Source organism: Caproiciproducens galactitolivorans (genome assembly GCF_004768785.1).
GTDB classification, from domain to species: domain Bacteria; phylum Bacillota; class Clostridia; order Oscillospirales; family Acutalibacteraceae; genus Caproiciproducens; species Caproiciproducens galactitolivorans.
The window spans coordinates 160883-186408 of sequence record NZ_SRMQ01000001.1 but is presented as its reverse complement, the minus strand read 5'-3'; the positions used below and the strand labels follow the sequence as shown (position 1 = coordinate 186408).

The 25526-nt window shown below is 46.8% G+C and carries 26 protein-coding genes, 4 tRNA genes and 1 other RNA gene; 8 read left to right on the top strand and 23 right to left on the bottom strand.

Translation table 11 applies throughout. The annotated features are described in order from the left end of the window. Nucleotides 1-19 precede the first annotated feature (19 nt). Nucleotides 20-1549, bottom strand: coding sequence for a spore germination protein (locus CAGA_RS00855; protein WP_167875118.1), 1530 nt, complete (start codon nucleotides 1547-1549; stop codon nucleotides 20-22). A gap of 299 nt (nucleotides 1550-1848) precedes the next feature. Between CAGA_RS00855 and CAGA_RS00850 the strand changes: the two genes are divergently transcribed. After that, a complete protein-coding gene (locus CAGA_RS00850; protein WP_135656744.1) occupies nucleotides 1849-2505 on the top strand; it encodes a cytidylate kinase-like family protein in 657 nt (218 codons plus the stop codon). A gap of 161 nt (nucleotides 2506-2666) precedes the next feature. Here CAGA_RS00850 and CAGA_RS00845 read toward each other — a convergent pair whose 3' ends face one another. Then, a complete protein-coding gene (locus CAGA_RS00845) occupies nucleotides 2667-3545 on the bottom strand; it encodes a LysR family transcriptional regulator (RefSeq protein ID WP_135656742.1) in 879 nt (292 codons plus the stop codon). Between the two features lie 120 nt (nucleotides 3546-3665). Between CAGA_RS00845 and CAGA_RS00840 the strand changes: the two genes are divergently transcribed. The 3 genes from CAGA_RS00840 (at nucleotide 3666) to CAGA_RS00830 (ending at nucleotide 7756) form a co-directional block, all read left to right on the top strand. Then, a complete protein-coding gene (locus tag CAGA_RS00840) occupies nucleotides 3666-5396 on the top strand; it encodes an ABC transporter ATP-binding protein (RefSeq protein ID WP_135656740.1) in 1731 nt (576 codons plus the stop codon). Continuing rightward, nucleotides 5393-7117 (top strand): ABC transporter ATP-binding protein, encoded by a 1725-nt coding sequence (locus tag CAGA_RS00835; protein WP_135656738.1) that lies wholly within the window; start codon nucleotides 5393-5395, stop codon nucleotides 7115-7117. Before CAGA_RS00840 ends, CAGA_RS00835 begins: the two co-directional genes overlap by 4 nt. Before the next feature lie 84 nt (nucleotides 7118-7201). Next, nucleotides 7202-7756: a hypothetical protein gene (locus tag CAGA_RS00830; RefSeq protein ID WP_135656736.1), complete on the top strand. Its 555-nt coding sequence runs from the start codon at nucleotides 7202-7204 to the stop codon at nucleotides 7754-7756. Between the two features lie 165 nt (nucleotides 7757-7921). On the opposite strand, the gene CAGA_RS00825 is transcribed toward CAGA_RS00830, so the two are convergent. From CAGA_RS00825 to CAGA_RS00775, 11 genes are all read right to left on the bottom strand, one after another. Beyond that, nucleotides 7922-8101 (bottom strand): FeoB-associated Cys-rich membrane protein, encoded by a 180-nt coding sequence (locus CAGA_RS00825; protein ID WP_135656734.1) that lies wholly within the window; start codon nucleotides 8099-8101, stop codon nucleotides 7922-7924. A 28-nt stretch (nucleotides 8102-8129) separates the two neighbouring features. Next, nucleotides 8130-10283, bottom strand: coding sequence for a ferrous iron transport protein B (feoB, locus tag CAGA_RS00820; protein ID WP_135656732.1), 2154 nt, complete (start codon nucleotides 10281-10283; stop codon nucleotides 8130-8132). 65 nt (nucleotides 10284-10348) lie between these two features. Next, a complete protein-coding gene (locus CAGA_RS00815) occupies nucleotides 10349-10573 on the bottom strand; it encodes a FeoA family protein (RefSeq protein WP_135656730.1) in 225 nt (74 codons plus the stop codon). Nucleotides 10574-10607: 34 nt separating this feature from the next. Then, on the bottom strand, nucleotides 10608-10895 hold the full coding sequence (locus CAGA_RS00810; protein WP_167875117.1) for a FeoA family protein: 288 nt from the start codon (nucleotides 10893-10895) through the stop codon (nucleotides 10608-10610). A 217-nt stretch (nucleotides 10896-11112) separates the two neighbouring features. After that, nucleotides 11113-11188, bottom strand: a tRNA-Gly gene (locus CAGA_RS00805). 5 nt (nucleotides 11189-11193) lie between these two features. Beyond that, nucleotides 11194-11269: transfer RNA gene (locus CAGA_RS00800), tRNA-Phe, on the bottom strand. Nucleotides 11270-11272: 3 nt separating this feature from the next. Continuing rightward, nucleotides 11273-11349, bottom strand: a tRNA-Asp gene (locus tag CAGA_RS00795). A gap of 6 nt (nucleotides 11350-11355) precedes the next feature. Next, a tRNA-Val gene (locus tag CAGA_RS00790) sits at nucleotides 11356-11432 on the bottom strand. A 250-nt stretch (nucleotides 11433-11682) separates the two neighbouring features. Beyond that, a complete protein-coding gene (locus tag CAGA_RS00785) occupies nucleotides 11683-13209 on the bottom strand; it encodes a hypothetical protein (protein WP_135656728.1) in 1527 nt (508 codons plus the stop codon). 49 nt (nucleotides 13210-13258) lie between these two features. Next, complete coding sequence (locus CAGA_RS00780; protein WP_135656726.1) at nucleotides 13259-13924, bottom strand: hypothetical protein; 666 nt, start codon at nucleotides 13922-13924, stop codon at nucleotides 13259-13261. Continuing rightward, on the bottom strand, nucleotides 13908-15635 hold the full coding sequence (locus CAGA_RS00775) for a [Fe-Fe] hydrogenase large subunit C-terminal domain-containing protein (RefSeq protein WP_135656724.1): 1728 nt from the start codon (nucleotides 15633-15635) through the stop codon (nucleotides 13908-13910). Before CAGA_RS00775 ends, CAGA_RS00780 begins: the two co-directional genes overlap by 17 nt. Nucleotides 15636-16214: 579 nt before the next feature. Here CAGA_RS00775 and CAGA_RS00770 point away from each other — a divergent pair. The 3 genes from CAGA_RS00770 to CAGA_RS00760 all read left to right on the top strand — a co-directional run bounded on the left by CAGA_RS00770 (nucleotide 16215) and on the right by CAGA_RS00760 (nucleotide 18321). Next, a complete protein-coding gene (locus CAGA_RS00770) occupies nucleotides 16215-16463 on the top strand; it encodes a hypothetical protein (protein WP_135656723.1) in 249 nt (82 codons plus the stop codon). Nucleotides 16464-16525: 62 nt separating this feature from the next. After that, the gene (locus tag CAGA_RS00765; RefSeq protein WP_135656721.1) at nucleotides 16526-17944 is read left to right on the top strand and encodes a 4Fe-4S dicluster domain-containing protein; all 1419 of its coding nucleotides are present in this window, start codon (nucleotides 16526-16528) and stop codon (nucleotides 17942-17944) included. A gap of 23 nt (nucleotides 17945-17967) precedes the next feature. Continuing rightward, nucleotides 17968-18321: a hypothetical protein gene (locus CAGA_RS00760; RefSeq protein ID WP_135656719.1), complete on the top strand. Its 354-nt coding sequence runs from the start codon at nucleotides 17968-17970 to the stop codon at nucleotides 18319-18321. Between the two features lie 263 nt (nucleotides 18322-18584). On the opposite strand, the gene CAGA_RS00755 is transcribed toward CAGA_RS00760, so the two are convergent. The 5 genes from CAGA_RS00755 to CAGA_RS12540 form a co-directional block, all read right to left on the bottom strand. After that, entirely contained in the window at nucleotides 18585-19241 is a 657-nt protein-coding gene (locus CAGA_RS00755; RefSeq protein WP_135656717.1) for a VTT domain-containing protein, read from the bottom strand. 441 nt (nucleotides 19242-19682) lie between these two features. Continuing rightward, nucleotides 19683-20177: an ATP-binding cassette domain-containing protein gene (locus CAGA_RS00750; protein ID WP_413814387.1), complete on the bottom strand. Its 495-nt coding sequence runs from the start codon at nucleotides 20175-20177 to the stop codon at nucleotides 19683-19685. 19 nt (nucleotides 20178-20196) lie between these two features. Further along, nucleotides 20197-20331: a hypothetical protein gene (locus tag CAGA_RS12985; protein ID WP_413814385.1), complete on the bottom strand. Its 135-nt coding sequence runs from the start codon at nucleotides 20329-20331 to the stop codon at nucleotides 20197-20199. Between the two features lie 671 nt (nucleotides 20332-21002). Further along, on the bottom strand, nucleotides 21003-21278 hold the full coding sequence (locus CAGA_RS12980) for a Wadjet anti-phage system protein JetD domain-containing protein (protein ID WP_135657387.1): 276 nt from the start codon (nucleotides 21276-21278) through the stop codon (nucleotides 21003-21005). After that, entirely contained in the window at nucleotides 21266-21406 is a 141-nt protein-coding gene (locus CAGA_RS12540; protein WP_167875116.1) for a hypothetical protein, read from the bottom strand. The genes CAGA_RS12980 and CAGA_RS12540 overlap by 13 nt, the downstream gene beginning before the upstream one ends. A 164-nt stretch (nucleotides 21407-21570) precedes the next feature. Here CAGA_RS12540 and CAGA_RS12535 point away from each other — a divergent pair, with 164 nt between their 5' ends. Continuing rightward, nucleotides 21571-21726, top strand: coding sequence for a hypothetical protein (locus CAGA_RS12535; RefSeq protein ID WP_167875115.1), 156 nt, complete (start codon nucleotides 21571-21573; stop codon nucleotides 21724-21726). A 185-nt stretch (nucleotides 21727-21911) separates the two neighbouring features. Here CAGA_RS12535 and ssrA read toward each other — a convergent pair. The 5 genes from ssrA to dnaX all read right to left on the bottom strand — a co-directional run bounded on the left by ssrA (nucleotide 21912) and on the right by dnaX (nucleotide 25463). Continuing rightward, nucleotides 21912-22258: a transfer-messenger RNA gene (gene ssrA / locus CAGA_RS00740) on the bottom strand. A gap of 57 nt (nucleotides 22259-22315) precedes the next feature. Continuing rightward, nucleotides 22316-22783: an SsrA-binding protein SmpB gene (smpB, locus tag CAGA_RS00735; protein ID WP_135656716.1), complete on the bottom strand. Its 468-nt coding sequence runs from the start codon at nucleotides 22781-22783 to the stop codon at nucleotides 22316-22318. Between the two features lie 69 nt (nucleotides 22784-22852). Beyond that, nucleotides 22853-23455 carry a recombination mediator RecR gene (recR, locus tag CAGA_RS00730; protein ID WP_135656714.1) on the bottom strand — a complete coding sequence of 201 codons (603 nt, stop codon included), beginning with the start codon at nucleotides 23453-23455 and terminating at the stop codon, nucleotides 22853-22855. A gap of 5 nt (nucleotides 23456-23460) precedes the next feature. Then, complete coding sequence (locus CAGA_RS00725) at nucleotides 23461-23811, bottom strand: YbaB/EbfC family nucleoid-associated protein (RefSeq protein ID WP_135656712.1); 351 nt, start codon at nucleotides 23809-23811, stop codon at nucleotides 23461-23463. Between the two features lie 26 nt (nucleotides 23812-23837). Beyond that, nucleotides 23838-25463, bottom strand: a complete 1626-nt coding sequence (gene dnaX, locus CAGA_RS00720; protein WP_135656710.1) for a DNA polymerase III subunit gamma/tau — start codon at nucleotides 25461-25463, stop codon at nucleotides 23838-23840. Between the last annotated feature and the right edge of the window lie 63 nt (nucleotides 25464-25526).

The following is a 25526-nucleotide window of genomic DNA, read 5'->3' as shown; positions in this document are numbered from 1 at the left end:
GTCTCCCCCGGTACCCGGTTCAAAAAATTTCCTGATCCTTTCTTTTATCTGTTAAAGGCGGGTCTATTTGCACCCTGACGGACTCGGCGCCAACCATGACATGCGGCCGGTATTTCATTTTCCACATTGGAAAACGAACTACTGCATCTCTATTTCCAATTGCCTCTGCAGGCGCAAATGGAGTCAAATAAGGAACCCCAAAGGATTTTAGCTTGCTTAAGTGCAGGATTAATATAACAAAACAAATAAAAATGCCAAACAAGCCAAAACAAGCGGACAAAATCATAAAAGCAAATCGGATTAACCGGATCGCATTAGACAATTCATAATTCGGGATAGCAAAACTGGCGATGGCTGTAATGGATACAATAATCACGATAAAAGCGGATATGATTCCAGCCTGAACTGCAGCCTGGCCAAGGACCAATGCGCCGACAATTGAAATTGCGGAGCCGACCGCCCTGGGCATCCGAATGCCCGCTTCTCGCAGGATTTCAAAAATAATTTCCATCAGAAAAGCTTCCGCAAAAGCGGGAAACGGAACGCCCTCTCGCTGCGCCGCTATACTGACCAGTAAAGTAGTGGGTATCATTTCCTGATGAAACGTAGTCAAAGCAATATATAATGCCGGAACAACCAAAGTAAGCAGTAAGGCAAGGTACCGCACAAAACGGATAAAGGAAGAAATAATATAATGGTGGTAATAATCCTCACTCACCTGTAGAAAATCAATAAATAAAGCTGGAACCGTTAACGCATAGGGCGAACCCTCCACAAAAATCGCCACTTTCCCTTCCAGCAGGTTTGCCGATACCGTATCCGGCCTTTCAGAATTGAGGAATTCGGGAAAGACGGAATTCGGATCATCCTTAATGTATTCCTCAATATATCCGCTGTCGAGAATACTGTCCACCTTAATCTTATTCAGCCTTGCCCGGAGCTCGTTCAGGATTTCTTCTTTTGCTATTCCTTCCAGATATAAAATCGCAATCTTGGTCTTAGTTTTCTCCCCAAGGGACATTTTTTCGATTTTGAGGGATTTATCCTTGACAATTCTTCGGATTCGCGAGATATTTGTATTTAAATTTTCCGTAAATGCTTCTTTAGGCCCACGGATAACCGTTTGCGAGGTTGTTTCCCCTATTGCCCTGCCTTCTGTCCCGCTGGTATATAGAAGCAAAAATTGGTTCATCCCGTCCACCAGCAGGATGGTATTGCCGGACAGCACTTCGTCGTACAGGGTTTCGATGTCGGCCTTTACGGAAACCTTCACCTGGCACAACAGGGAGGTTTTTAATTTTACAAAGCAGTCTTCGACTGACAGCCCGTCCCATGTTTCCGACAGGATCGTTTCGTTCAACTCGACGGATAAGCTGTTCAGTTTACTTTTATCCGCCATTTCATTTATATAAACAACCGCACATTTCAAAATGCGCTGATCCGATAGAATATTAAAAACACGGACAACAAAATCCAGATCGTTGCCGATTGTATTCTTTATTTGTCTTAAATTTTCTGAAATATTTGAAGAAAAACCACAGTACCTCAATTTCACTACCTCAAATGTCAGTTTATAGGACTAGTATTTCCTAATTTTATGGAATCATAAACAGTTGTAAATTGATTTATTTTGAATTATTATAATAAACAGCCCATTTACAAACCGGGTTCCGGTAAAATCCCCCCATGATGGCCTGCACACGGGCTTTTTCTCACAAAAACATTTCCCGGCTTCTCAAATTCTGTTAATCAAATTCATTATGAAATATTGACAAAATTTTAATATCATTTATACTGATAATAGTATTAAATAACGGAGCAGTATTTCACTTACAGGAGGAATCTTTTATGAACTATGCAATAACGATCGCACGAGGATATGGAAGCGGCGGCCGCCGCATCGGGCAGAAATTGGCCGATAAATTGAACATCGACTTTGTAGACAGGGAATTGCTGCAGCTTGCCTCAATTGAAAGCGGAATCAACGAAGCGCTTTTCGGCCAGGCCGACGAACGGGTGAAAAAATCGCTTCTGTTATTTAAAAACATCCGGAGAAGCAGCCATTTGGGCGATGTTCTGAAGCCAGAGCAAAACGGTTTCACTTCGGACGAAAACCTCTTTAATTATCAGGCAAAGGTTCTCCGCAGCCTGACGGAAAAGGAGTCCTTCGTCGTTATGGGCCGCGCCGCAGACTTTATCCTGAAGGATTATCCTAACGTATTGAGCGTAAATATTCAGGCGTCCCAAAAATTCTGTGTAAAAGCCGTTATGGATCTTATGGGATGTTCGGAAAAGGAAGCGGAATCCCGCATTGAAAAAATAGACCGCTATCGTGCAGAGTTCTACAAGTATTACACCGGAAGAAACTGGAACAACCCCGAAAACTTTGACCTTTGCTTAAATAGTGAACGGCTAGGGGACGATAACTGCATTCGCTTAATTATTGAATGCGCCAAGCTGAAATTCGGCCCGGACTTCAACAAAAGGGAAACGGAAGCTGAATAAATTACAACATTCCCGCGCAAGCGAAAGGAAATGCCCTCGAAGGGCATCCGGGTGCCATGCGCGGGCAAATGGAATTATCAAAATAGAAACGAAATAAAATAAAAAAGGGACATCGGCAGGCAATACACTTGCCCGCCGATGTCCCTTTTTGTCATGGTCTATTACCAGTCCACGCTGTCCTCAAAAAAGCTTACAAATCGCTGCGCCAAAGGGGACAGATACCGTTTTTTCTCCCAGATTACCGCCACTTGTGTCCGAAGCTTCTCATTTAAAATATCCTTGCAGATGAGCTGATCCGGATTCAGCACCTGCAAAGCGGATTTTGGTATAATTCCAATCCCGAAGCCCTTGCGCGCCCAGGTGTACGTTGTACGGGCATCGTCATTAAGACAACAGATAAAAGGGGTCAGCCCCTCCTCAGCAAAGGCTTCCTGAATCAGCGCTTCAAACCGCCGGTAAATAATCAGCGGCTTGTTTTTTAATTCCTCAAGCGTAATGCCGGATTCTCCTTGGCCGCAGGCAAGGTCTTTGGTCATAACCGCTGCCATTGGTTCCAAGGCAGAATAACGACAATGAAACCGATCATACTGGAAAGGTGTGCGCACAATACCTAAATCCACAATGCCTTTTTCCAGCATTTCAATAATCGCAAAGGTATTTCCCTCATGAATCTCAAACCGAATATCGGGGTAATGCTTCGCGAATTCCTGCATACGGAGATTCGGCACAACCCCGCCGGAGGAAGATACGGCCCCAAGCGACAGCACACCGTGCAGGCCCTTCCCGTAGTTTTCCACTTCACGCACCGCAGACGAAGTCATGCTCAGTATTTGTTCGGCACGTTTATACAAGAGCTTGCCCGCGTCGGTAAGCTCCGCATTACGGGGGCCACGCTTAATCAAGGTTACGCCGAGCTCCTGTTCCAGCAGACTAAGCTGATAGCTGAGCGGCGGCTGTGCAATATGCAGTTTTTTTGCGGCGGCGGTGATCTGCCGCTCTTCCGCAATCGCCATAAAATATTTCAACTGTTTTAAATTCATACCCCTTCCCCCTAAAACTGATTCCATACATTTTTTATATATATTACCACAAAAACAAGTATTTTTCATATGGATCCGTCTGGATTATAATAAATCCAGAAAGTGATGGAGGGATTGCGCTTGCTTAGACTTGCGATGTACTTAAAAAAATATAAAAAAGAATGCATTATCGGGCCCATATTTAAATTTATGGAAGCCATTTTCGAACTTCTTCTGCCTACGATAATGGCTTCGATGATTAACAACGGCGTCGGACAGCGCGATACCGGGTATGTTTTAAGAACAGGCGGCCTGATGGCCGGTATGGCGCTCTGCGGCTACGGCTGCGCGCTGGTCTGCCAGTTCCTGGCCTCCCGTGCGTCCCAAGGGTTCGGGACGGATTTGCGCAATGCGGTGTTTGAACATATTTTGTCTTTTTCCTATTTGCAGGCGGATCACTTCGGCACACCTACGCTCACGAACCGGATCACAAACGATATCAACCAGCTGCAGCAAATGGTTGCCATGATGATCCGCCTAATGATCCGGGCACCGTTTATCTGTATCGGGTCGATTATTATGTCCTTCTTTCTGGACTATCAGCTCGCCCTTATTTTGCTGGCCGCAACGCCAGTTTTGGCCGCGATCATTTATTTCATTACAAAAAATGCTTCTCCGCTCTACCGTTCCTATCAAAAAAAGCTAGACGGGCTTGCCGTCATCCTCCGGGAAAATTTATCCGGAATCCGCGTTATCCGCGCTTTTTCAAAAACCCAAGTGGAAACAAAACGCTTTCGCACGGCGAACAACGATCTGATGGATAACGGCCTTGCAATCGGACGCATTTCTTCGCTGTTCAATCCTCTTACCTCCATGGCCGTCAATTTCATTATCGTCGTAATCCTTTGGCAGGGAAACATCCATATCCGCACAGGACGGCTTTCCCAGGGACAGATCATCGCGTTTATCAATTATGCCAACCAAATTCTGCTCGCCCTGATGGTCGTATCCAATTTAATTATCCTTCTTACAAAATCCATCGCGTCTGCCGCAAGGATCAATGAAATCATGGACGTTCAGCCGGACATGGAGAATCCGGCGGAGAGCGTCAAGGAGGATCCTTCCGCACCCGCGGTGGAGTTCTGCGGCGTTTCCTTCGGGTATAATCCAACCGGGGACCGCGCGCTGGAACACATCGACGTAACCATCCACAGAGGGGAAACCGTTGGAATCATCGGCGGCACCGGCTCGGGGAAATCCACGTTTGTAAACCTGATCGCCCGGTTTTACGATGCAACGTCCGGCGTCATCCTTGTGGACGGAATCCCGGTTAAGCAGTATCCGATTGCCCAGCTGCGCGGAAAGATCGGTTTTGTACCGCAGCACGCGCTCCTCTTTTCCGGCACCATAACGGAAAACATCCGCTGGGGCAATGAAAAGGCGGATATGCAAGCGGTGCGGGCCGCCGCCGTAACCGCGCAGGCAGATGAATTTATCCAGACCCTCCCGCAGGGATACGATTTTCCCATACAGCGCGGCGGAAGCAATCTTTCCGGCGGACAGCGCCAAAGGCTGACCATCGCCCGGGCTCTGGTTTCCAATCCGGAAATCCTCATCCTAGACGACGCTTCCAGCGCGCTTGATTTTCTTACGGAAGCCAAAATGCGCAAGGCAATCCGAAAAAACAGCCGCACACAAACCGTCCTGCTGGTATCGCAGCGCGTAGGGGCCGTAAAGGACGCGGACCGGATCCTTGTATTTGAGGACGGTAAAATCGTTGGAAACGGCCCTCACAGCGAACTCTTTCAAAACTGCGCTGTCTATCGGGAAATCTGTTTGTCACAGCTTTCCAGCGAGGAGGCTTTGCAATGAAACAAACCATTCGAAGAATTTTGGAGTATGTGGGCGAATACAAAAAGCTGATTTTTTTCTCCGCCTTCAGCGCGCTGATCAGCGTAACCGGTATGCTGTTCGCCCCGCTCATCATCGGCCGCGCCATAGACGATATGGCCGCGGGGAACGGCGCCAAAGAGGTCTTTTACTCCCTTTGCCTTTTGCTGGCCGTTTACCTGTGCAACAGCTTTTTCCTTTGGCTGCTGAATTACCTAACCAACCGTATCTCCTACTATACGGTAAACCGGCTTCGGGAATCGCTTTTTGACAAACTCTCGGTTCTACCGCTCAAATTTTACGACCAAAACGCCCATGGGGACACCATCAGCCGTTTTATCAACGACGCGGACACCGTTTCGGACGGTTTGCTACAAGGCTTTATGGCGCTGCTGCAAGGAATCGTAACCATCCTGGGATCCATTGTGTTCATGCTTTACCTGAATCCGGCCATGACCGTGATTGTTGTGCTTTCCGCTCCGGCCTCCTTCTTTACCGCGCGGTTCATTACGAATCGGTCGCAGAACCTTTTCCGCGAACAGGCAAAATACCTGGGGGATCTGAACGGGTATGCGGAAGAAATGATTGAGGGACAGAAAATCGTAAAAGCCTTTTTGTATGACAAAAGGGCCATCGAGCAATTCCGGAAGATTAACGCCGGACTATATGAAGCCGGCGTAAAATCGCAGTTTATCTCATCGCTGTCCAACCCGTCAACCCGTGTGATCAATAATCTCGCTTACACGGTAGTAGGCGTTTGCGGCAGTATTGCGGCTATTTACGGGCACCTTACAGCGGGGGGCATTTCCAGCTTCCTGATTTTCACGGTGATTTTTGCAAAGCCATTCAATGATATTACAAACGTACTCACGCAGATGCAGTCCGCCGTTGCGTCCGCCCAGCGTATTTTTCATATTCTGGATTTGCCGCCGGAGCCGCCCAGCGCACCCAACGCGGTTTCCCTGGAATCGTGCGGCGGACATGTGGAATTTGAACATGTTTCCTTTGCCTATCAGCCAGGGCAGCATCTGATTGAAGATTTCAATCTGGATGTGAAGCCGGGCAGCAGCATAGCGATAGTGGGAAAAACCGGCGCCGGAAAGACAACTCTGGTAAACCTGCTGATGCGGTTTTATGATGTAGACAAGGGCAGCATTCGTATTGACGGAACCGATATCCGTAACCTGACCCGCAGCAGCCTTCGGGCGAGGTTCGGCATGGTCCTGCAGGACACCTGGCTTTTTGACGGCACGATCCGCGACAATATCGCATATGCGAAGCCCAACGCTTCCATGCAGGAAATCGTCGCGGCGGCAAAAGAAGCCGGCGCCGACAGCTTTATCCGAAAACTTGAGAAAGGGTACGATACGGAAATCTCGGCGGACGGCGAAAATATTTCGGAGGGGCAAAAACAGCTGCTTACCATCGCCCGCGTAATGCTGGCCAACCCGCCCATGCTGATTCTGGACGAAGCCACGAGCAATATCGATACCTACACCGAAATGAAAATCCAGAAGGCTTTTACCCGACTTACAGCGGGCCGGACCAGCTTTGTCATCGCTCATCGGCTTTCCACCATCCGGAACGCGGCCTTAATTCTCGTTATGCATCAAGGCCGTATCGTCGAAAGCGGCACCCATGAAGAACTGCTGAAAAAAAAAGGCTATTATGCAGATCTTTACTGCAGTCAGTTTTCTTCTTAGAAATATAGTAACAAAATTCTCCATTTACAGACAAAATACAGCGTTATATAATAAATATATAACCAAGATGCAAGGAGGATAAAAATGGCTCAGTATATAAACAGACTTAAGGTACCGGACAACGGAACCATCCGCCATATCGTCGGTTTCGGGCAGGGTGACCCCGGTTACGATGTACTGGAAACAAAATCAAGGGATAATGTGCCTTGTGTGGTCTTTTATTATTTGAAGGACGGGAAAAAATGCAGCGTTTCCGTCACAAAATATCAGGGAAAATACTATGTGGAATACAACTCCTACAATGATGTTAATTCTTTAATAAGCAACCAGAACCGGGAATCTACGCTTCGAAATGTATCAAGGGAATATTTAATGGAAACGGTTATGGCTTACAGAGCTTACCGCATGCTGTACAATGAATACCACGGCTTCCGGGATGATATTGCCGACGCGCTGGACAGCGGGCTTGAGTGCGTCTACTTAGGAAGACTTGGAAAGGATCGAGAGCATTTGATAAACCTGCTGGAACGCTCCGGATTCCACATTGAATCAATTGATTTTGATTTGATTAAAACAAAGGAAGGAATCTGTTTGGCTTCTGACGGTCAATGCTTTAATAAAGACGAAATCATACCGTAATATACAAAAACGGAGAACAGATCGTCCTGTTCTCCGTTTTTCTTACTCCGCATCTTTTCTATAATTCTCTTTTTCAAGAAAGCAACTGGGTTCACCGACTCACGCCTGAATAACATAAAAAGCTGCTGTTGCCCGGAATCCGGGAAACAGCAGAATGTATTTTCCCTATTTCTGTTTACGAAATGCCTGAGCGCAATGGCAACAGTCACCACTACATCCTCCGCACCCGGCGCATCCCCCGTTTTTCCGGGTTTTGTGAAGATAACAGATTGCCCTTACAAACAAAATTCCTAGAATAGCACAAATAATAATTGTTGCCGCGTTTGCTGCAAGCCATTGCAACATAATCAATCATACCTCTTTCCATATTTACTTATGCTGCCACTTCGGCGGAGAGGTTCTTCAGCCTGGCCTGCGGGTTCGGGCGGAACAAGAGGTAAAGCATTACCGCTAAAACAATCAGTGCGGCTACAGAGCCGGTTCCGAAGTTTACGCCGCCAAAGAGAAGGCCGCCGAACTGATGGATCATCAAAGCGACCGAATAGGCGAAGAACGTTTGATACCCCAAAGCGAACCAGGTCCATTGCGAGCTTGCCATTTCACGCTTCATCGCACCGATTGCCGCAAAGCAAGGGGCGCAGAAAAGATTGAATACCAGGAAGGAAAGCGCGGCCGAACCATAGGGGAACATAACCGCGATTTGCTTTAACAAACCGGCGTCATCCTCAGCAACATCGCCGCCTAAGCCAAACAGCACACCAAAGGTGCCCACAACGTTTTCCTTCGCCACAAGGCCGGAAACCGTAGCAACCGCCGCCTGCCAGTTGCCGAAGCCCAGCGGTGAGAATACCGGAGCAATAAATCGGCCGATCACCGCAAGCAAGCTGGCGTTTTCTTCGATCATACCGAAGCCGCCATCCGAAAATCCGAAGTTGGAAAGGAACCAGATCACACCGCAGGCCACAAAGATAACTGTTCCCGCTTTAATGACAAACGCTTTCCCGCGTTCCCACATGTGGATCAGCACGCCCTTTGGGGCGGGAACATGGTACTGTGGGAGCTCCATTACAAACGGCGCGGGGGCTCCGGCAAACATTCTGGTCTTTTTCAGCATAATACCGGAAATAACGATCGCAAAAATACCCATGAAATACATGGCGGGTGCAAGCCAGACAATATCCGGGAACATTGCGCCGCCAATCAGCGCAATAATCGGCAGTTTTGCGCTGCAGGGAATGGATGTCGTTGTCATAATTGTCATCCGGCGGTCTTTTTCGTTTTCGATGGTCTTTGTCGCCATAATTCCGGGCACTCCACAACCGGAGGAAATCAGCATCGGGATGAAGCTTTTTCCGGAAAGGCCGAATTTACGGAAAATACGGTCCATAATAAACGCCACACGGGCCATATAACCGCAATCTTCCAAAATTGAAAGGAAGAAAAACAGAATAAACATCTGCGGTACAAAACCGAGAACCGCGCCGACGCCACCGATAATTCCGTCTACCACCAATCCGTTCAGCCATTCGGCAGCCCCAATATTGGCCATCCAGCCGCTGACAGAAGGCTGTATCCATTCGCCGAACAAGGTATCGTTTGTCCAGTCGGTTACGATCGCGCCAAGCCATGAAATCGAAACATAATATACAATAAACATAACAAGAGTAAAGATCGGAAGGGCAAGCCAGCGGTTTGTTACGATCCGGTCGATTTTATCCGAAGTTGTCATTCTACTGTGCCTTTTGTAAACACATTTTTTCATCAGTTCCGCAATGTATATGTAACGTTCGTTTGTGATAATACTCTCACTATCGTCGTCCAGTTCTTTTTCCGCTTCCTGAACAATCGATTCCAGATTGTCTTTTATGTCCTGCGGCAAATTCAGGGCTTCCATTACTTTTGCGTCGCGCTCAAAGAGCTTGATCGCATACCACCGCTGTTGCTCGGAGGAAAATAACCCGGAAGTAAGCTTTGTGATTTCCTCCAAAGCGGTCTCCACGGATGCGCTGAAGCGATGCCGGGGCTCTGTTTTCTCTCTCGCCTTTGCCAGAGCAATTGCCATCTCCGCCGCCTGCATAGAGCCTTCGCCCTTCAAAGCGGAGGTTTCCACAACTTCGCAGCCCAGCGCGGCGCTCAGCGCCTGGGTATCGATTTTATCACCGTTTTTCTGAACCAAGTCAATCATGTTCAAGGCAAGAACAACCGGAATACCCAGTTCCACAACCTGCGTCGTCAAATATAGATTGCGTTCCAAATTCGTTGCGTCCACCAGGTTAATGATTGCATCCGGATTTTCATGCATCAGATAGTTACGGCTGACAACCTCCTCCAACGTATAGGGGGATAAAGAGTAAATACCGGGCAAGTCGGTAATAAAGACGCCTTTGTGTCCCTTCATTTTCCCTTCTTTCTTTTCAACCGTAACACCCGGCCAGTTTCCAACGTATTGGCTCGAACCTGTCAGGTCGTTAAACATCGTAGTTTTGCCGCAATTCGGATTACCGACTAAAGCAATTCTGAGTTTCATCTATTTTCCTCCTTATTGTTAGTTAGCTAAAGCTAACTAATGTATCCAAAAAATAGGGAAATCCACTATTCTGCAAGTAGAATATTTTCCGCTTCCGATTTCCGGATGGTAAGCTCATATCCTCGAACACTTACTTCGATCGGATCCCCCAAAGGGGCGACCTTGCGGATAAAAATTTCAGCGCCCTTCGTGATCCCCATGTCCATAATCCTGCGTTTCAGCGCACCTTCTCCGGTCAGTTTTCTGACCGTTACCGTTTGGCCACATTTTGCTTCTTTTAAGGTTTTCATGCTCTGCTTCCTCCCAATAATATTTTGCAGCGTATTAAACCGCATAAACACGGCTCGCCATTGCTTTACTAATTGCAACGCGGGTTCCTTTCACATTCACGATGAGATTCCCGCCCAATTCGGTTATTACGGTAACAGCAGCGTCCTCGACAAACCCAAGGCTTTCCAAAAAACGCCTTGTTTCGTCCTTCCCGCGAATGGAATGTACGGATACTTCTGTCCCCGGACGTACCATATTTAAAGGTATCATGCCTGAAATGGATGCGGAAGGGGGATTCTTCCCCTTATAAAGCGTATGCAGTACAGCCTGTTCTTCCGGCATTTCGATCACTCCTTTTAGTTAGCTCCGGCTAACTCTCGCCGTTTTTATATGGAGGTAAGCGTACACTAACCTCCGCTTATTACAGTTTACTCGTGCTAACTGGAAATGTCAAGCATTTGAGTAAAATTTTTTAAATTCCCCCGCAGCATGGAGTTTCGCACGAACAGAAAAACGCTCCCCACCGTGTGAGGAGCGTTTTTCCGCAGGCTTACTCTGCTGGAGCGAACGACGAGGCTCGAACTCGCTACCTCCACCTTGGCAAGGTGGCGCTCTACCAGATGAGCTACGTTCGCGTATTTGGTGCCTCCGGGCGGAATCGAACCACCGACACGGGGATTTTCAGTCCCCTGCTCTACCAACTGAGCTACAGAGGCATTTGGCGACTCGGATCGGGATCGAACCGACGACCTCTAGCGTGACAGGCTAGCGTTCTAACCAGCTGAACTACCGAGCCATTCCATGGTGGGAACAATAGGACTCGAACCTATGACCCCCTGCTTGTAAGGCAGGTGCTCTAACCAGCTGAGCTATACTCCCATAGTTTTTCAGCGGTATTTATAATTATACTATTTTTTTACACAATTGTCAATGCACCAACAAAATTTTTTCATATCCAACTTTAGAAAAAAGCCCGCTCTCAACATCTGCGTTTTAAGCGGGCCATATAGTAAATAGCTACACTTGAACGGCTCAGCCGTCTCCGCTCAGCGGAAATGCTCTGCATAGGGGATTACGCCACATACGCGGAAGCATGATGCGGTAGCTAATGCATCCAAAGCAAAAATCATCAACAGAAGCGGACGGCTTCTTTCAGATTTGCTGCATAAAAAAGTTTTCTCCAAACAGCATATTTTTTCGGATCGTCGATAAATTCACCATCCATATTCTCGAGAAACTGCCTAAGCCTATCATATACAGGCGTATAATCCGTTCCCCCTTGCGGAAGCAGGCATTCAAAGCCAAGGACTTTGTTGAAGCAAAGAAGCCCGTCTTCTGTTTTTCGGATGGAAAGCGGTATTTTATCGTGGTGGTACTGCTCAAGCCTTTTCGCAAGGCTCTCGCTGCCGATCCATTCCAATTCCGACGCGTACCCGCAGTAAATGCAGATAAAAAGCTCCGATGATACCAGATTGCGCCGGGTTCTTTTCCCGCAGGCGGGGCAGGTATGGAAAAGGCCGTTCGCGCTTACTTCAATTGGCGCCGGCAACCCTCTTTCCGGAAGCTTATACTTTAGTAATTTTACAAGAGCCCCGTATTGGTCGGCCGACAAGGCCTCTTCAGGCAGGAGCGGCAACTGGTCGTTTCTTCCCCCATTTGCCTCCATCACCACCTGCGAACGGTAATTTTCCGCGAAGCCTACTATTTTATTGGCCAGATGAAACAAATCCTCTTTATTCGGTGCCACGCAGATTCTGCCGTTTTCCTGAATTTCCCCGTTTTCCCCGCAAACGGTGTAATGCAATCCGCCGGGCATATTGCGAGCGACCCCCATTGTTGTCGCCACCGTTAAAGCGTCCCTTTGGCCGCATTCCATATTGATCATTAAATAGTATCTTCTTTCCCTTTTCACCAAACGGGCGGAGTGAAGCATACCGGGGTTTTCAAGGGTTTTCTTCAAGTCGGCATACTGCCTTTTCCCAAAAGCCAACGGGACGACGATATAGCTTCGCCTGCCGGGCTTAGGAATCAGCGGTGGCATACCCGCCCAAACGTATTTTAAACACAGGCCGCTTGCCCAGTTTCCGACCGGAATGCTTTCCTTTCTGTTCAAAAGGTACAGCTTTGCGTAAAACCGGTCTTTGAATTCATCATAAAGCAAACAGTAATTGCGGTTCATCGCATACCGTCCGAAATAGAGGGAACGCAGATTTCCCTTTTGGCTGATCAGCTTTGAGCAGCGATACGCAAAGATTTGCGGTGGAATCCGCACGCCGTCAAATTGACGGATACAGTCCGCAATCTCGGAAGCAAAACGGGTATCGTCCAGAAACAGGAGAGGATACCTCGCACTTGGATTTTTCCGCTTCTGAGCAATATAGGAAGCCGAAACGGCGGCGAATTCTATTTTCAAAGAATCCTTGAACGGCTGTACATCATAATCATTCAATTTTTTCGCTGTTTCTTTGTCGATCAAATTGAACAAGATCCGCTGTGTGATCGCACTTTTCGATTCAGCCAGTTCCTCAAGTTCCTTACGGTACCGATCCATCAGAAACTGGAAGGCCTGCGAATAGCGCAGGAGCGCCGTATCCATCAGCTCTTTTTTCTGTCTCGTCGGTTTATAGATTTGCAGCACCAATGTCTTAAACGTCATAACCGTATTCCTGTTTCAAAGCAAAAGTATGTAATAGCACCGGAAGCCACTAGGTTCCCAGACGGAAAACCATCGCGGATAAATCCTTTTCCGGCTTTCCGAAGGAAAGCGAATTCCCCGCATTCAGAAGGAGCCGAACCAAATGCTCGGCTGACGCCCGGGGATGGTAGGCGTTCTGCATATAGGCCGAAAGGGTTTCCAGTCGCCAGCCGTTTTTCAGATTCCTTTTCGCGCCGACGCTCAGCATGCCGCTGCCAACCGCAATCACCGTATCCGCCTGCTTTATGGACATTACCCCGCTGCGGAGGGTCTTTCCCCGCAAGCCCCTGCAGCTTACGTGCATTGGAACCGGCTTGCCGCGGCGCAGCAGAATGACATCCGGTGTTTCAAACTGCTCCACATGCATCATTCCATTGAAAGGAATTTGTATCAGCGTAAAAGGTACCTTGTGAGCGCTGTCCTGTTCCCCGGTTTCCGGCTGGAATTCAACGATCATATCGGCGGCCTGGCCGATGGGCACCCCGCTTTTGCACATGGTTTCCATTATTTTCGCGGTAAATGAGGTCAGCAGGCTTGCTTTCGTCCCGCCGCCGAGTCCGTCGGCAAGGATGGCGGTGACGCCGGATGGATTCCGGATAATTTTCACCTGATCTCCGCAAAGCTCCTCGCCGTACTTTTGAATGCATTCGCCGTAAGCGTCAATCTTTATGTACATTTTCAGCGTCCTTTTCCGAAACGATATTTTTGGTAAGCTGCAATAAGGCCACTTTCGTTTCGCACGTAGTTTCCCCAAGAAGATTTGTAATCTCCTGCACGATGCGCATTTGTTTATTCACTACCTCTTTTGCGAATGCCGCCGTTTCTTCCGTAACCTTCCGGTGCTTTTCCAGCATTTTTTCTTCCTGCGTAATGTCCTTCAAAAGCACAAACAACGTCTGCGCATTACGCACAAGAACTACTGTCTGCTCTAAAACCAAGCCGAGCGAATGGTAAGCCTGTTTATGATTGAGAATATTTTTCCCGCTGTTCAGAACCTTCTCAAAATCTTTACTTGAGAGGACGCTGCTGACCGGGCGGCCGACGGCTTCTTCGCTGAGGTTTAGTAATTTCGCTGCGGCCGGATTGTATTGTTCAATATTCAATTGGCTGTTAATCATCAAAATACCGGTCGGGGTATTTTCCACAACCGTGTTGGACATACTTTCCGCCAGATCGCGCATATAGGGGATACACATGTTAATATTTGCTTTTCCCTGAAGCACGGCAATCGCTTTTTCGCGGCAGGTATTATATCCGCAGCAGCCACAGTTCAGTTCCTTTTCGGGAGAAGTTTTTCCCGTAGACGCCAATATTTCCCGAATTTTCTTTTCATCAATCGATTTCCGCTTTACGGTGCGGCTTCGATGCTTTCTCATAAACTGCAAGGAAACGCCCTCCGTAAGGGCCGGAGGCGCTTCATTCACACGCTTCACATTGCGAACCAGCACATTTTTTGAAAGCAGGAAGCTGATATTCATGGATCTTAAAATCGGGCCGCCCAAACAGCCGCCCGCGCAGGCATTCAGCTCTAGGAAATAGCCGGAAAGTTTGTCCCGCTGAATGGAATCCAGCACCTCAATACAGCGGTCCACCCCGTCAACGCTCAGACACTCATACGCCGCGCGTTCCTTCCGGTTAAGATTTTTTATAATGCCCCCCGGCGCCGGATAATAGCGGGGCAGGGTATTTGCCATCGCCCGGCTGTTTTGGTCCTCCTGCGAAAAATCCACATTTTCCTCCTGGAACCAATTTTGCAGCTCGTCGAATGTCAGAGCGGAAAACAGCAGATTGCCGTTGACGGGGTCAAGGCATTCATATTTTTTCGATATACAGGGACCGATAAACACAACTTTCGCCCGAACGCCGTAAATCTGTTTGATCATACGCGCATGCGCTATCACCGGCGTTACAACCGGCGCAAGCTGGGAAGTAAGTAAGGGATAATTTTTTTCGATAAGCAGATTGATCGAGGGACAGGCCGAAGTTATAATATTCTGCATTTTATGCTTTCGGATCAATTTTTCATATTCGCGTGTCACCTGTTCGGCGCCGATCGCTGTTTCCTCCACATGGGTAAATCCCAATTGCTTTAACGCCGCCGACATTTTCAGAATCCCCGTCTGGGGAAATGCGGCAATATAGGACGGAGCCAGAGATACATACAGCTTCTCCCCTGCTTCAATCGCTTTTTTCACTTTCGGAAGATCACTATTGATATATTTCGCATTTTGCGGGCAAACCAGCAAACAATTCCCGCAATAGATGCACTCATCCCCGAGAATCTGTATCTGCTCATCCCGATAGGCTATCGATTTTACCGGGCAATTGCGAATGCATTTATAACAATTTTTACAATCCGATTTATTTAAACCAATGATTCCTTCCATGAAATAACGCTCCACAGGGCAGGCAGCCGTTCCGATGCAAGCGATGGATTTCGTCCCACAACGTTGCGCGGGCAAAAAGCATATTCATTTGATCGGAGGCGAACCTTTGTCTCGTTTTTTCTATCATATCACAAACTATTCCGAAAAACAACGATATAAATTGTGAAAACATCTATATGTCCTATTCTATTTTTGTGAATCTTTACAATCTTTTGTGCAAATATGAAGAACATATTTATTCTTCCCTGTATGAATTTTTGGGTATCAAATTATTATAACGTTTTGTCACAGCGAAGCAAAATAAAAAACAATAATCTTTATGCAAGTACAAAGTGTTACTATAATAAATATGGTTTTTATTTTTAGACGTTTTTTACAAAAAAAACAAAAAGAAAAACAGCAAAAAATCTACTGTTCATCGGGCACGAATGACGATTTGGCGGCATACTTTCGGCTTTTAAAATTTCAAATTAGCAAAATTAAAGCAAATTTCGTTGACGGTCTGTTTCCGACATGCTATGTTTTGTTACAAGATTGTCAGAGCTTTTGAACTTGGGACTTAGGAAGTGGAGTGTTTTTATGAACATTGAGGTTTACATCGAAAAATCATCCCAACTAAAATCATTGGATATCTTGAAAGGATTTCGGCGGCTGATCCAGAAACATCACCTTGAAAACAAGGTTTCCCTAAGCGCTTCGCTTTGCACGGGAGATTTTACAAACTCTGGCGTACCGGTAAAAATCGGTGAATACTTGACGGGATATGTTTCAAAAGACAACTTGGAAAATGTGTTCGGAACCTATATTTTGCAGCCGATCAACCTTTGAGACGTCAGAATTTATAATTACTAAACAATCGGCGCCACCGGGTTTATGGAAGGGAATGTGATATGTTGCAATTTAATTCCAATGTACAGAAACTGAAGTACAGGGTTCTGAAAGAAGTTATCCGGCTCGCGGCAAAAGACGAGCTTAACGCAAATTTATATGAGATACCCCGCAAAATCATCCCGGGACCGAAAGCAACCATGCGTTGCTGCATTTACCGGGAACGGGCCATCATAGAAGAACGGGTAAAGCTGGCCATGGGCGGCAATCCAAATAACAAAAATATTGTGGAAGTACTTGATGTCGCCTGCGAGGAATGCCCAACAAAACGCTTTACCGTTACGGATACCTGCCAGGGGTGCATTGCTCACCGCTGCCAAAACGTGTGCCCCGCAGGCGCAATTACCTTTGTAAACCATAAAGCGGTTATCGACCATGAAAAATGCAAGGGATGCGGTCAATGTATGCGTTCATGTCCTTATCACGCCATTACGGAACAAGAACGCCCCTGCATCAGCGCCTGCAAGGCGAATGCCATCTCTATGGATGAGCAAAACAAAGCGAAAATCGATATAAACAAATGTGTGCGCTGCGGCGCGTGCGTCCGCCAATGCCCGTTTGGCGCAATTGCGGATAAATCCTATGTTTTGAATGCCATGAAGATGATACGGGATTCCGATCACGGAAAAAATTACCGGGTTTACGCCGCTATTGCGCCTGCCATTGCAAGCCAGTTTTCCTATGCGAGCATCGGGCAGATTGTAACCGGTCTGAAAAAAATCGGTTTTGACAAGGTAGTGGAAGCCGCACTCGGCGCGGACATTGTCGCAGATAAAGAAGCAGAGGAACTCGCTGAAAAAGGATTCCTCACGACTTCCTGCTGCCCCGCGTTCGTTCAGTTTATTCAATCCAATTTTCCCGACTTGAAGGAGCATATATCGAGCAATCCTTCTCCCATGGTGCAAATCGCGAGGCTGATCAAACAGCGGGATCAAACCGCAAAAGTGGTATTCATCGGCCCATGCATCGCCAAAAAGATGGAATTTCAAAAAGAAGAACTGCAAGGCGTGGTTGACTGTGTAATCACTTTTGAAGAACTTCAGGCCATGTTCGGTGGTTTGGACATCCATCTGGAAGAACTGGAGGAAAGCGAGCTAAACGACGCTTCCTACTTCGGCAGAATATTTGCAAGAAACGGAGGCGTAACAGAGGCTGTTTTTCATGCCCTGGAAGAAAAAAATATTGATTTTCAGGTAAACCCGGCGGTCTGCGACGGGTTGGAAGAGTGCCGCGCCGCCCTTCTGAAAGCTTCCAAAGGGAAGTTGGTGGAAAACTTTATCGAAGGGATGGCCTGTGTTGGAGGCTGTGTCGGCGGGGCCGCCTGTATCAGCCTGAATCAACCCGCGAAAAACAGGATGCGAATTGAAAGCTTCGCAAAACAGGCCACCCGCGGGGTAAAAGAATCCGTCAAAGTGAGATAGTACATAAAGGAGGGATATTTCCTATGCTGGACTGTAAATTATGCAATTACTACCATGCGGTTTCCGGGAAGAGTTTCCCCGGTCTCAATCTTGGCATTTGTGATTTTTCCGACACGCTGTTTATTGAAGATGTAGAGAATCTGAACATTGAGTATCCTTGCCGGAAGATCAGCTATAACGATTATCTTCGAAAAAAATCCATGGCTTGCATTACCCCTTTCTCCGTCGCGAGCTTCGTGAATCCGGAGCTGTTCCGCGAGCTGCAGGATTGCGGGGTATCCATGCTGAAATTCCCGGAGGGAATCATTGAAAAATGCTTTAAAAACCACTTGGAGCAAAAAAACCATGAAGTGCGCTGCGAAGCGCACACAGAATAAACCTGCTTATAAAGCGGGAATTCATATGATTGCACACACAGTCATAATCACATTTGTGATAGGAATTTCCAGGCTTTGTAATAAATTGGATTACACCTTTAATCCATAATTACCACATGTGCGCACCATCCGTTTTTTACGGATAGTGCGCACCTCCCTTTAAATGAAACAAATACGGGCCGGCGGTTTATGGCGTCTGGCCCGTATTTGTTTGCCGTATCTGTTGCTATCCCGCGGACATTCTGCAGACGGCAAAAAAGGGATTAATCCATGCTTCCCCTTTTCATTTTCAATTTATTATTGATATATACTGCAAGTACAGGGACAACGGAAATTCCGATAATTGCAACGATCACAAGGCTGAAATGCTCTTTTACATAGCCGATGTTTCCAAAAAAATAGCCGAAACCAAAGAGCAGGGATACCCATGTGATGCCGCCGATTACATTATACATCAGGAATTTTCGGTAAGGCATTTTACTTGCCCCCGCAACAAACGGAGCAAAGGTACGGATAATCGGGACAAACCGTGCAATTGTGATCGTTTTTCCACCATGCTTAATGAAAAAATTCTGCGCCTTATCAATATTCTCTGTGCTCACCAAGGGGATTTTTTCACGCTTCTGAACTTTTTTCCGCAGCATATGGCCGATATGGTAATTTAAGGTATCCCCTGAAATCGCGGCAATATAGAGCAACAGAATAATGAGCGGAATGTTGATCGGCCCGCCCGTAGCCGCAATTGCACCCGCGGCAAACAAAAGCGAATCCCCTGGAAGAAAGGGCGTGATGACTAGACCGGTTTCAATAAATATGGTAATAAATAGAAAGACATAAGCCCATGTATTATACTGGTTAATCAATATGGACAAGTGCTGGTCCAGATGAAGAAAAAGATCCACAATTGTACTAAAATCCAATTTTAATTCTCCTATTTCAAATTTTCAGCCTTGCATTTCAAACGATTATTCCTATTATATCTCGGAGTAATGAATAAAAAACGAACAACAAGTAAATAGATTGAAAAGCGGATATCCTCTTGATATCCGCTTTTTCCATTATAATTCAAATGCATCCAGTCTATATTTCCTTTTTTTAAAATATACACATATAATCCGCAGAAAAGGATATTGATATAATACGTAAAAGATGGTTACTATCGAAAAAAAGTTTTTCAGAATCGCAATTTCTTTTCCAACACTTATTTCTCTCAAACGATGTATTACCAACCTATTATACCGCTATTTTCTCTGAAGTAAAGGAATTTCATCAATCAAACATTACCAAAGGAAGAAGGTGGAGATGACGGGAGGCTCGCGCTTCTTTCGATGTACATAAAATAGAATGGAAGGTGCAAAAAATCATCTTACGAGACGAATCATTCCGGCATCCATCTCATAAACGGCGTCGCATAGGATGTCAATGTCCTCGGCGCTATGGCTCGCAATTATAATGGTTTTTCCCTCCTTTTTCAAACCAAGCAGTAAAGATCGTATGTCTTCCACGCCATGATTATCCAAGCCGTTCATCGGTTCATCCAAAATTAAAATTTCTGGATTTTCCATAATCGCCTGTGCAATACCCAAACGCTGACGCATTCCAAGAGAATATTTGCCGACAGGCTTGCGGCTGTTCGGGTCAAGGCCGACAAGCTCCATACACTCCCAAATACGATCCGCCCCTATTCCTTGCTTGATTGAAGCAAGATATTTCAAGTTTTTTAATCCGGAATCCATTGGCAAAAATCCCGGCGATTCAATAACAAAACCTAAGCTATCGGGAAAATCCACATCCCGTCCCACATGCTTGTTCCAGACAAATACATCTCCCTCGGTGGGGGGAACAAAACCGCAGATTGTCTTCAGCAGAACGGTTTTACTGGAACCGTTCCGGCATCAAGCCATAAATATTCCCTTTATGGAATTCTACATTAATGTTCTTTAAAACATATTGTTCTTCGAATTTTTTACTAATATTTCTAACTGAAATAATACTATCATCCATCGTCATATCTCCTTTCTCCGTACAAAATTACTCTTTGCAAACTTTCGTCTAAGGCGTTGATACAATTTTTCAAAATGTCCGCTGCTTGTGCAGAGTGCAATGAGCACACAAAGAGATATGACAAAAAATTTAGACGCATAGGTCAGCGTAATTCCATACCGTTGGTTCATACCCGATAAAGACGAAAGCTGAGCAAGAGTTATGGGCGAAAAGGCATAGGCCCCCGGCGTCCATTCGTTGGAAATCATAATGTCCAACAATACAAACGCAACAGCTAGGAATGTTCCGACCATTTTTCGCGTCACGGTATTGAAGAAATATATTAAGAGCCCAAGCCATGCGGCGCAGGCCCATTTCTCTCCTTCAATATTTTTCCATTATAGTATTATATTCCAATTAATTCAACGACACCTTACTACAAAATTCTATAATTTACCTATAATTCCACCGATGGTTGGAAAACACAAATCATAGCTTTTATGTTGTGTTATGTATCAAATACCCTGCATCTCTGATAAAGAGATACAGGGTATTTTCGGTAAGATTAGGTTCGCACCCGCATTCCGCGAATGTTTCGTTTTTTACTACAGCAATGGCAAACGGCCTAAATTGCCGAGTGCTAATAATGATTCGTTTCACTACTTTTTCCACATAAGAAAAAGAAATTCTTTCTAGCTCTAATCGGACGCCATATCGCCATACATTACCCTGAAGCATAAAAAAAGTCGGTATTCATCATCTGTCAGTCGATTTAGCTGTCCATGGAACGGTTTTTCCTCTACACACCATAAATTGCGATGAGAAAGCAACGTTGTCTCATCCATCAGTATTGATTTAATTTGTGGGAGAAAACTGCGTGCTTCATCTAAAATAGCAAATCCATGTGTATCAATACCTTCCCAATAATAGACTTCTTTTGTCTTAAGCCATTCTGTTTTTCTTAAAACATCGATACCATATCCGTAAGAAGTGGAAACTCCTTACGGGTTGTAACAAGCGTTCGAATAAAGGCTTCCATTTCGTTAAACTGTTTTATGTAGGCTTCCTTGATTGCCGCCGCTTTCTTTCCTCTGTAGCCCAATTACTAGAAACATGAATCCATCACGGGTCATTGCAATGCATGGCTGCTTTTTACCTTGCTCATTAATGTAAGGTGGACGCCCCAAAATTGGGAAGTCGGAACTCCTTTGAGCAATCAAGCTGTGCAAAGAAAAAATCAATGGAAAAATGCGATGGTTTTCATCAATGGATCCAGGTAAAGTATGGAAGAAAAAAGACGAAGCCATTGCCAACGCAGCGATTGAAGCAGAAAAGCTACAGGCTGGGCCTCTTTTCAAAGAAGTTGCAGGCGTTTATAAAGAAAAAGTAATGGAAATGAAAATTGGTACATATGAGCCTTAAACTCAAAATGGTTAAGAACACCAAATTGAAACTTGACGCTCTTATTTTTTCGCCTACAACGCCTATCAAAACGCTTACTTAAAATGTTCGTTATGGCACTTTTTTATTCTGAACTATTCCGATGTAATATATAGCAAAACCCGCATGAATACTGGATTTTTCAGCACTCATGCGGGTTTTTGATTTGGTGGAGATGACGAGAGTCGAACTCGTGTCCGAAAATCGCTTACCAAAGCTTTCTACGAGTGTAGCCTTTGATTTTACATTCCCTCCGCGCAGCGCCCAAAGGCAGGCTCTGCGGTTCAGTAGCCTTTCAATCAAGACCAAAGTAAAGGCGTTCTTCGGTCACGTTCACCGCTAATCGACGCCTTTATCCGGGCCGCGGTATTCCCGGTAAAGACGGCAGCCTAATTAGGCTGCGTACGCAACTGTATTGTTGTCGTTTATTTTTTAAATTGCGGATTTTATAGCGGTCCCGCACCGCTACTCGCTTACTAAGGCTCACAATCCCCGTCGAAACCTTTACATCCCCATTATAAACAGAATCGATTTTGATTCTATTCTACGTAAATGCAACGAAAAATACGCCTTATCCTCTGTTTTTCTCTTTGAGCGCACGGTCAATATCGCGCTTCGCCGCCTTTGCCGCCATAACGGCACGCTTATCGTACAGTTTTTTGCCCTTACAAAGCCCCACCTGTACCTTCACAATGGAGCCTTTCAAATAAACCGACAGCGGAATCAAAGAATACCCGTCCTGCTTTACCAAACCAAACAGACGCATAATCTCCCGCTTGTGCATCAGCAACCGGCGAACGCGCATCGGATCCTGATTAAAAATATTTCCCTGCTCATATGGGCTGATATGCATTCCGTTTACTAAAAGCTCACCCTTTACAATCGAGCACCATGCATCTTTCAAATTAACCTGCCCTTTACGGAGCGACTTCACTTCCGTACCGCGCAGCTCAATACCAGCCTCCATACTTTCTTCAACAAAATAATCATGAAAGGCTTTTTTATTTTGCGCTAATGTTTTTAAATTTTCTTTGGGCATAAAAAGCCTCCATTCTTACCGGAATATGAGCATAACACAGGCACGAAAAAAAGTCAAGTATTATGTAAACTAGATTTCGCTCCGCCCTTCTATTGCGCGGGAAAGCGTGACTTCATCGGCATATTCCAGATCCCCGCCCACGGGAATCCCGTAAGCAAGCCGTGTAACCTTTACACCAAGTGGCTTTAAAAGGCGGGAAATGTACATTGCTGTTGCCTCGCCCTCTACCGTAGGATTCGTGGCCATTATGACTTCCTTTACCTTACCGTCATTGACTCTTGCCAAGAGCTCCTTAATGCACAGCTGATCGGGGCCAATCCCGTTCAGCGGCGAAATCGTTCCGTGCAAAACATGATAGGTGGCGTTAAACTCATTCGTGCGTTCCAGCGCAATCACATCCCGCGGGTCTTCCACCACACAAATAATAGACTGATCCCGCGTCTCATTGCGGCAAATGGGGCAAAGCTCCTGATCGGTCAGGTTACAGCATTCCTTACAGTAATGAATTTTTTCATGCGCGTCCATAATGGCATCGGAGAAACTCTGCGCTTCCTCTTTGGAAAGCCCCAGGACATAATACGCCAACCGCTGTGCGCTCTTGTGCCCGATTCCGGGCAAGCGCTCGAACTGCTCAATTAAGCGTGAAAGCGGCGCTACATTATACGTCGGCATAGGACTTAGAACATCCCCGGCATATTAATGCCGCCTGAAATTTTCTCCATACTCCGCGCCTTGTCCGCTGCAGCCGCACGAAGCGCCTCGTTTACAGAGGCGATCACCAGATCGGAAAGCATTTCAACGTCTTCCGGGTCAACAACCTCGGGTTTAATATCGATGGATTTTACTTCCATCTTACCGGTTACGGTTGCTTTCACAGCGTCGCCGCCGGCTGTCGCGGAATATTCCTTCACTTCCAGCTCCGCCGTTATCCGATCCATATCTTCCTGAATCTTTTGGGCCTGACGCGCTAACTGCTGTAAATTGGCAGCTCCGCCCCCACCGTAACCTTGTGGCAATCTTGCTTTCATATCAAAACTCCTCCTGCTTGTCTTCTTTATTTCTTAATGACCGGAATTCCTTCGCTTTCCGCTAATCCGGCAAGCTCCGCGAGCGGATCCGTTGTCTTTTCCGCTTTCCGGCCTTTATATGGTCCTAAATTATACACCTTCCCCGTCACCTGCTGAATCGCGCGGCGCATATGGTCACGCTGGGTCTGTTCCCGAAGAAGCCGGAACGCGATTTCATTCGGGGCATCAATCAGCACATAGGATCCGCTGATGTACGCGGTTGAACCATTAAAAGCGGTTGCGGTAACATGGGAGTAATTCTTTAATATCTGCAGCACTTCCGGCCATTCCGCCAAAGGTTGCGCGTTTTCCTGAAGCTCCTGCACAGACTTCTGCAGAAGCAGGGAAGCAGTTTTTTCGTTTTCTTCCGCCTTCTCTGCCGGTATGGATTTCTCCTGCAAATCCGCAGGCACACCGTTTGGAGCTGCCTTTTTTTCATTCGGCTTCTGTGGTAAACCGATCCTTGCGGATCTTACCACACCGCTTTCCAAAGCCTCTATGCGCCGTATCAGCGCCTCCGGCGAGGTGTCCAGCTCCGGCGCGCAAAGGCGTATCATCGCCATTTCGAACTCAATGCGCCGGTCGCCGCCGCGGTACATTTTTTCCAGCGCGGACTGCATAGTGTCCAACCCGTGCAGGATAGCCGAAAGCGGCATGGAAAGCGCCTGTTTTGTCAGGCTTTCGTATTCCGCATCGGACACAACGATCATCCCGCGCGCATCCTTTGTGGTCTTTATGAGCATCAAATTGCGGAGATGGGAAGACATCTCCTCGCACAGCCTTGCCATATCCTTGGATGCATTGTGAAGCTGATCAATGATTTCCAGCGCGCGGCCGGAATCCTTTGTTTTGATCGCATCGGTCAATTCAAAAAGGTGCTCCCTACCGACGAGTCCGGCGGTTTCATTTACGACTTCAACGGTAATCTGCTTGCTCCGGCCAAGGCATTGATCCAAGAGCGAAAGCGCGTCGCGCATAGCGCCGTCCGCAAGCCGGGCAATCAAAAGAGCGGCCTGCCGGTCAAGCTCCGCGCCCTCCTGCTGCGTAACGTAAATAAGACGATCCGCGCTGTCCTCTGGCGGAATACGATGGAAATCAAAGCGCTGGCAGCGCGAAAGGATCGTAGCCGGCAGCTTATGCACCTCCGTCGTCGCAAGGATAAAGATGACGTGGACGGGCGGTTCCTCCAGTATTTTCAGCAACGCGTTAAATGCACCGGCGGAAAGCATATGCACCTCGTCAATGATATATACCCTGTATTTTGCGGCGGCAGGAGTAAAATTTGCTTCTTCACGGAGTGAACGGATATTGTCCACACCGTTGTTGCTGGCGGCGTCTATTTCCACAATATCCATGACGGAACCGCTTTCCACTCCGCGGCATATCTCGCACTCCCCGCAGGGATCCCCGTTCACAGGGTGCAGGCAGTTTACCGCTTTTGCCAAAATTTTGGCGCAGGTGGTTTTCCCCGTTCCCCTTGAACCGGTAAACAGATAGGCGTGCGCGATACGTCCGGCCATCAGTTCATTTTTCAGCGTAACGGTTACCTGCAGCTGGCCGACAACGTCGGCAAACACCTTGGGCCTCCATTTTCTGTACAGAACCTGATACAAGCGAACACCGCCTTTAAACAAATTGAAAGCAAGACAGACCGTTGAAAACGGTATATCATGCAC

Excerpts from the sequence above, each read along its gene's own strand:
- smpB (WP_135656716.1), bottom strand. The coding sequence starts at position 22,783 with ATGCCCAAAGAAAATTTAAAAACATTAGCGCAAAATAAAAAAGCCTTT.
- CAGA_RS00785 (WP_135656728.1), bottom strand. The coding sequence starts at position 13,209 with ATGACGTTTAAGACATTGGTGCTGCAAATCTATAAACCGACGAGACAG.
- CAGA_RS00825 (WP_135656734.1), bottom strand. The coding sequence starts at position 8,101 with ATGTTGCAATGGCTTGCAGCAAACGCGGCAACAATTATTATTTGTGCT.
- CAGA_RS00770 (WP_135656723.1), top strand. The coding sequence starts at position 16,215 with ATGAACATTGAGGTTTACATCGAAAAATCATCCCAACTAAAATCATTG.
- CAGA_RS00850 (WP_135656744.1), top strand. The coding sequence starts at position 1,849 with ATGAACTATGCAATAACGATCGCACGAGGATATGGAAGCGGCGGCCGC.
- CAGA_RS00835 (WP_135656738.1), top strand. The coding sequence starts at position 5,393 with ATGAAACAAACCATTCGAAGAATTTTGGAGTATGTGGGCGAATACAAA.
- CAGA_RS00810 (WP_167875117.1), bottom strand. The coding sequence starts at position 10,895 with ATGCCGGAAGAACAGGCTGTACTGCATACGCTTTATAAGGGGAAGAAT.
- CAGA_RS00845 (WP_135656742.1), bottom strand. The coding sequence starts at position 3,545 with ATGAATTTAAAACAGTTGAAATATTTTATGGCGATTGCGGAAGAGCGG.
- CAGA_RS00760 (WP_135656719.1), top strand. The coding sequence starts at position 17,968 with ATGCTGGACTGTAAATTATGCAATTACTACCATGCGGTTTCCGGGAAG.
- CAGA_RS12535 (WP_167875115.1), top strand. The coding sequence starts at position 21,571 with ATGGATCCAGGTAAAGTATGGAAGAAAAAAGACGAAGCCATTGCCAAC.
- CAGA_RS00815 (WP_135656730.1), bottom strand. The coding sequence starts at position 10,573 with ATGAAAACCTTAAAAGAAGCAAAATGTGGCCAAACGGTAACGGTCAGA.
- CAGA_RS00765 (WP_135656721.1), top strand. The coding sequence starts at position 16,526 with ATGTTGCAATTTAATTCCAATGTACAGAAACTGAAGTACAGGGTTCTG.
- CAGA_RS00725 (WP_135656712.1), bottom strand. The coding sequence starts at position 23,811 with ATGAAAGCAAGATTGCCACAAGGTTACGGTGGGGGCGGAGCTGCCAAT.
- CAGA_RS00780 (WP_135656726.1), bottom strand. The coding sequence starts at position 13,924 with ATGTACATAAAGATTGACGCTTACGGCGAATGCATTCAAAAGTACGGC.
- CAGA_RS12985 (WP_413814385.1), bottom strand. The coding sequence starts at position 20,331 with ATGACGATGGATGATAGTATTATTTCAGTTAGAAATATTAGTAAAAAA.
- CAGA_RS00775 (WP_135656724.1), bottom strand. The coding sequence starts at position 15,635 with ATGGAAGGAATCATTGGTTTAAATAAATCGGATTGTAAAAATTGTTAT.
- CAGA_RS00830 (WP_135656736.1), top strand. The coding sequence starts at position 7,202 with ATGGCTCAGTATATAAACAGACTTAAGGTACCGGACAACGGAACCATC.
- feoB (WP_135656732.1), bottom strand. The coding sequence starts at position 10,283 with ATGAAACTCAGAATTGCTTTAGTCGGTAATCCGAATTGCGGCAAAACT.
- recR (WP_135656714.1), bottom strand. The coding sequence starts at position 23,455 with ATGCCGACGTATAATGTAGCGCCGCTTTCACGCTTAATTGAGCAGTTC.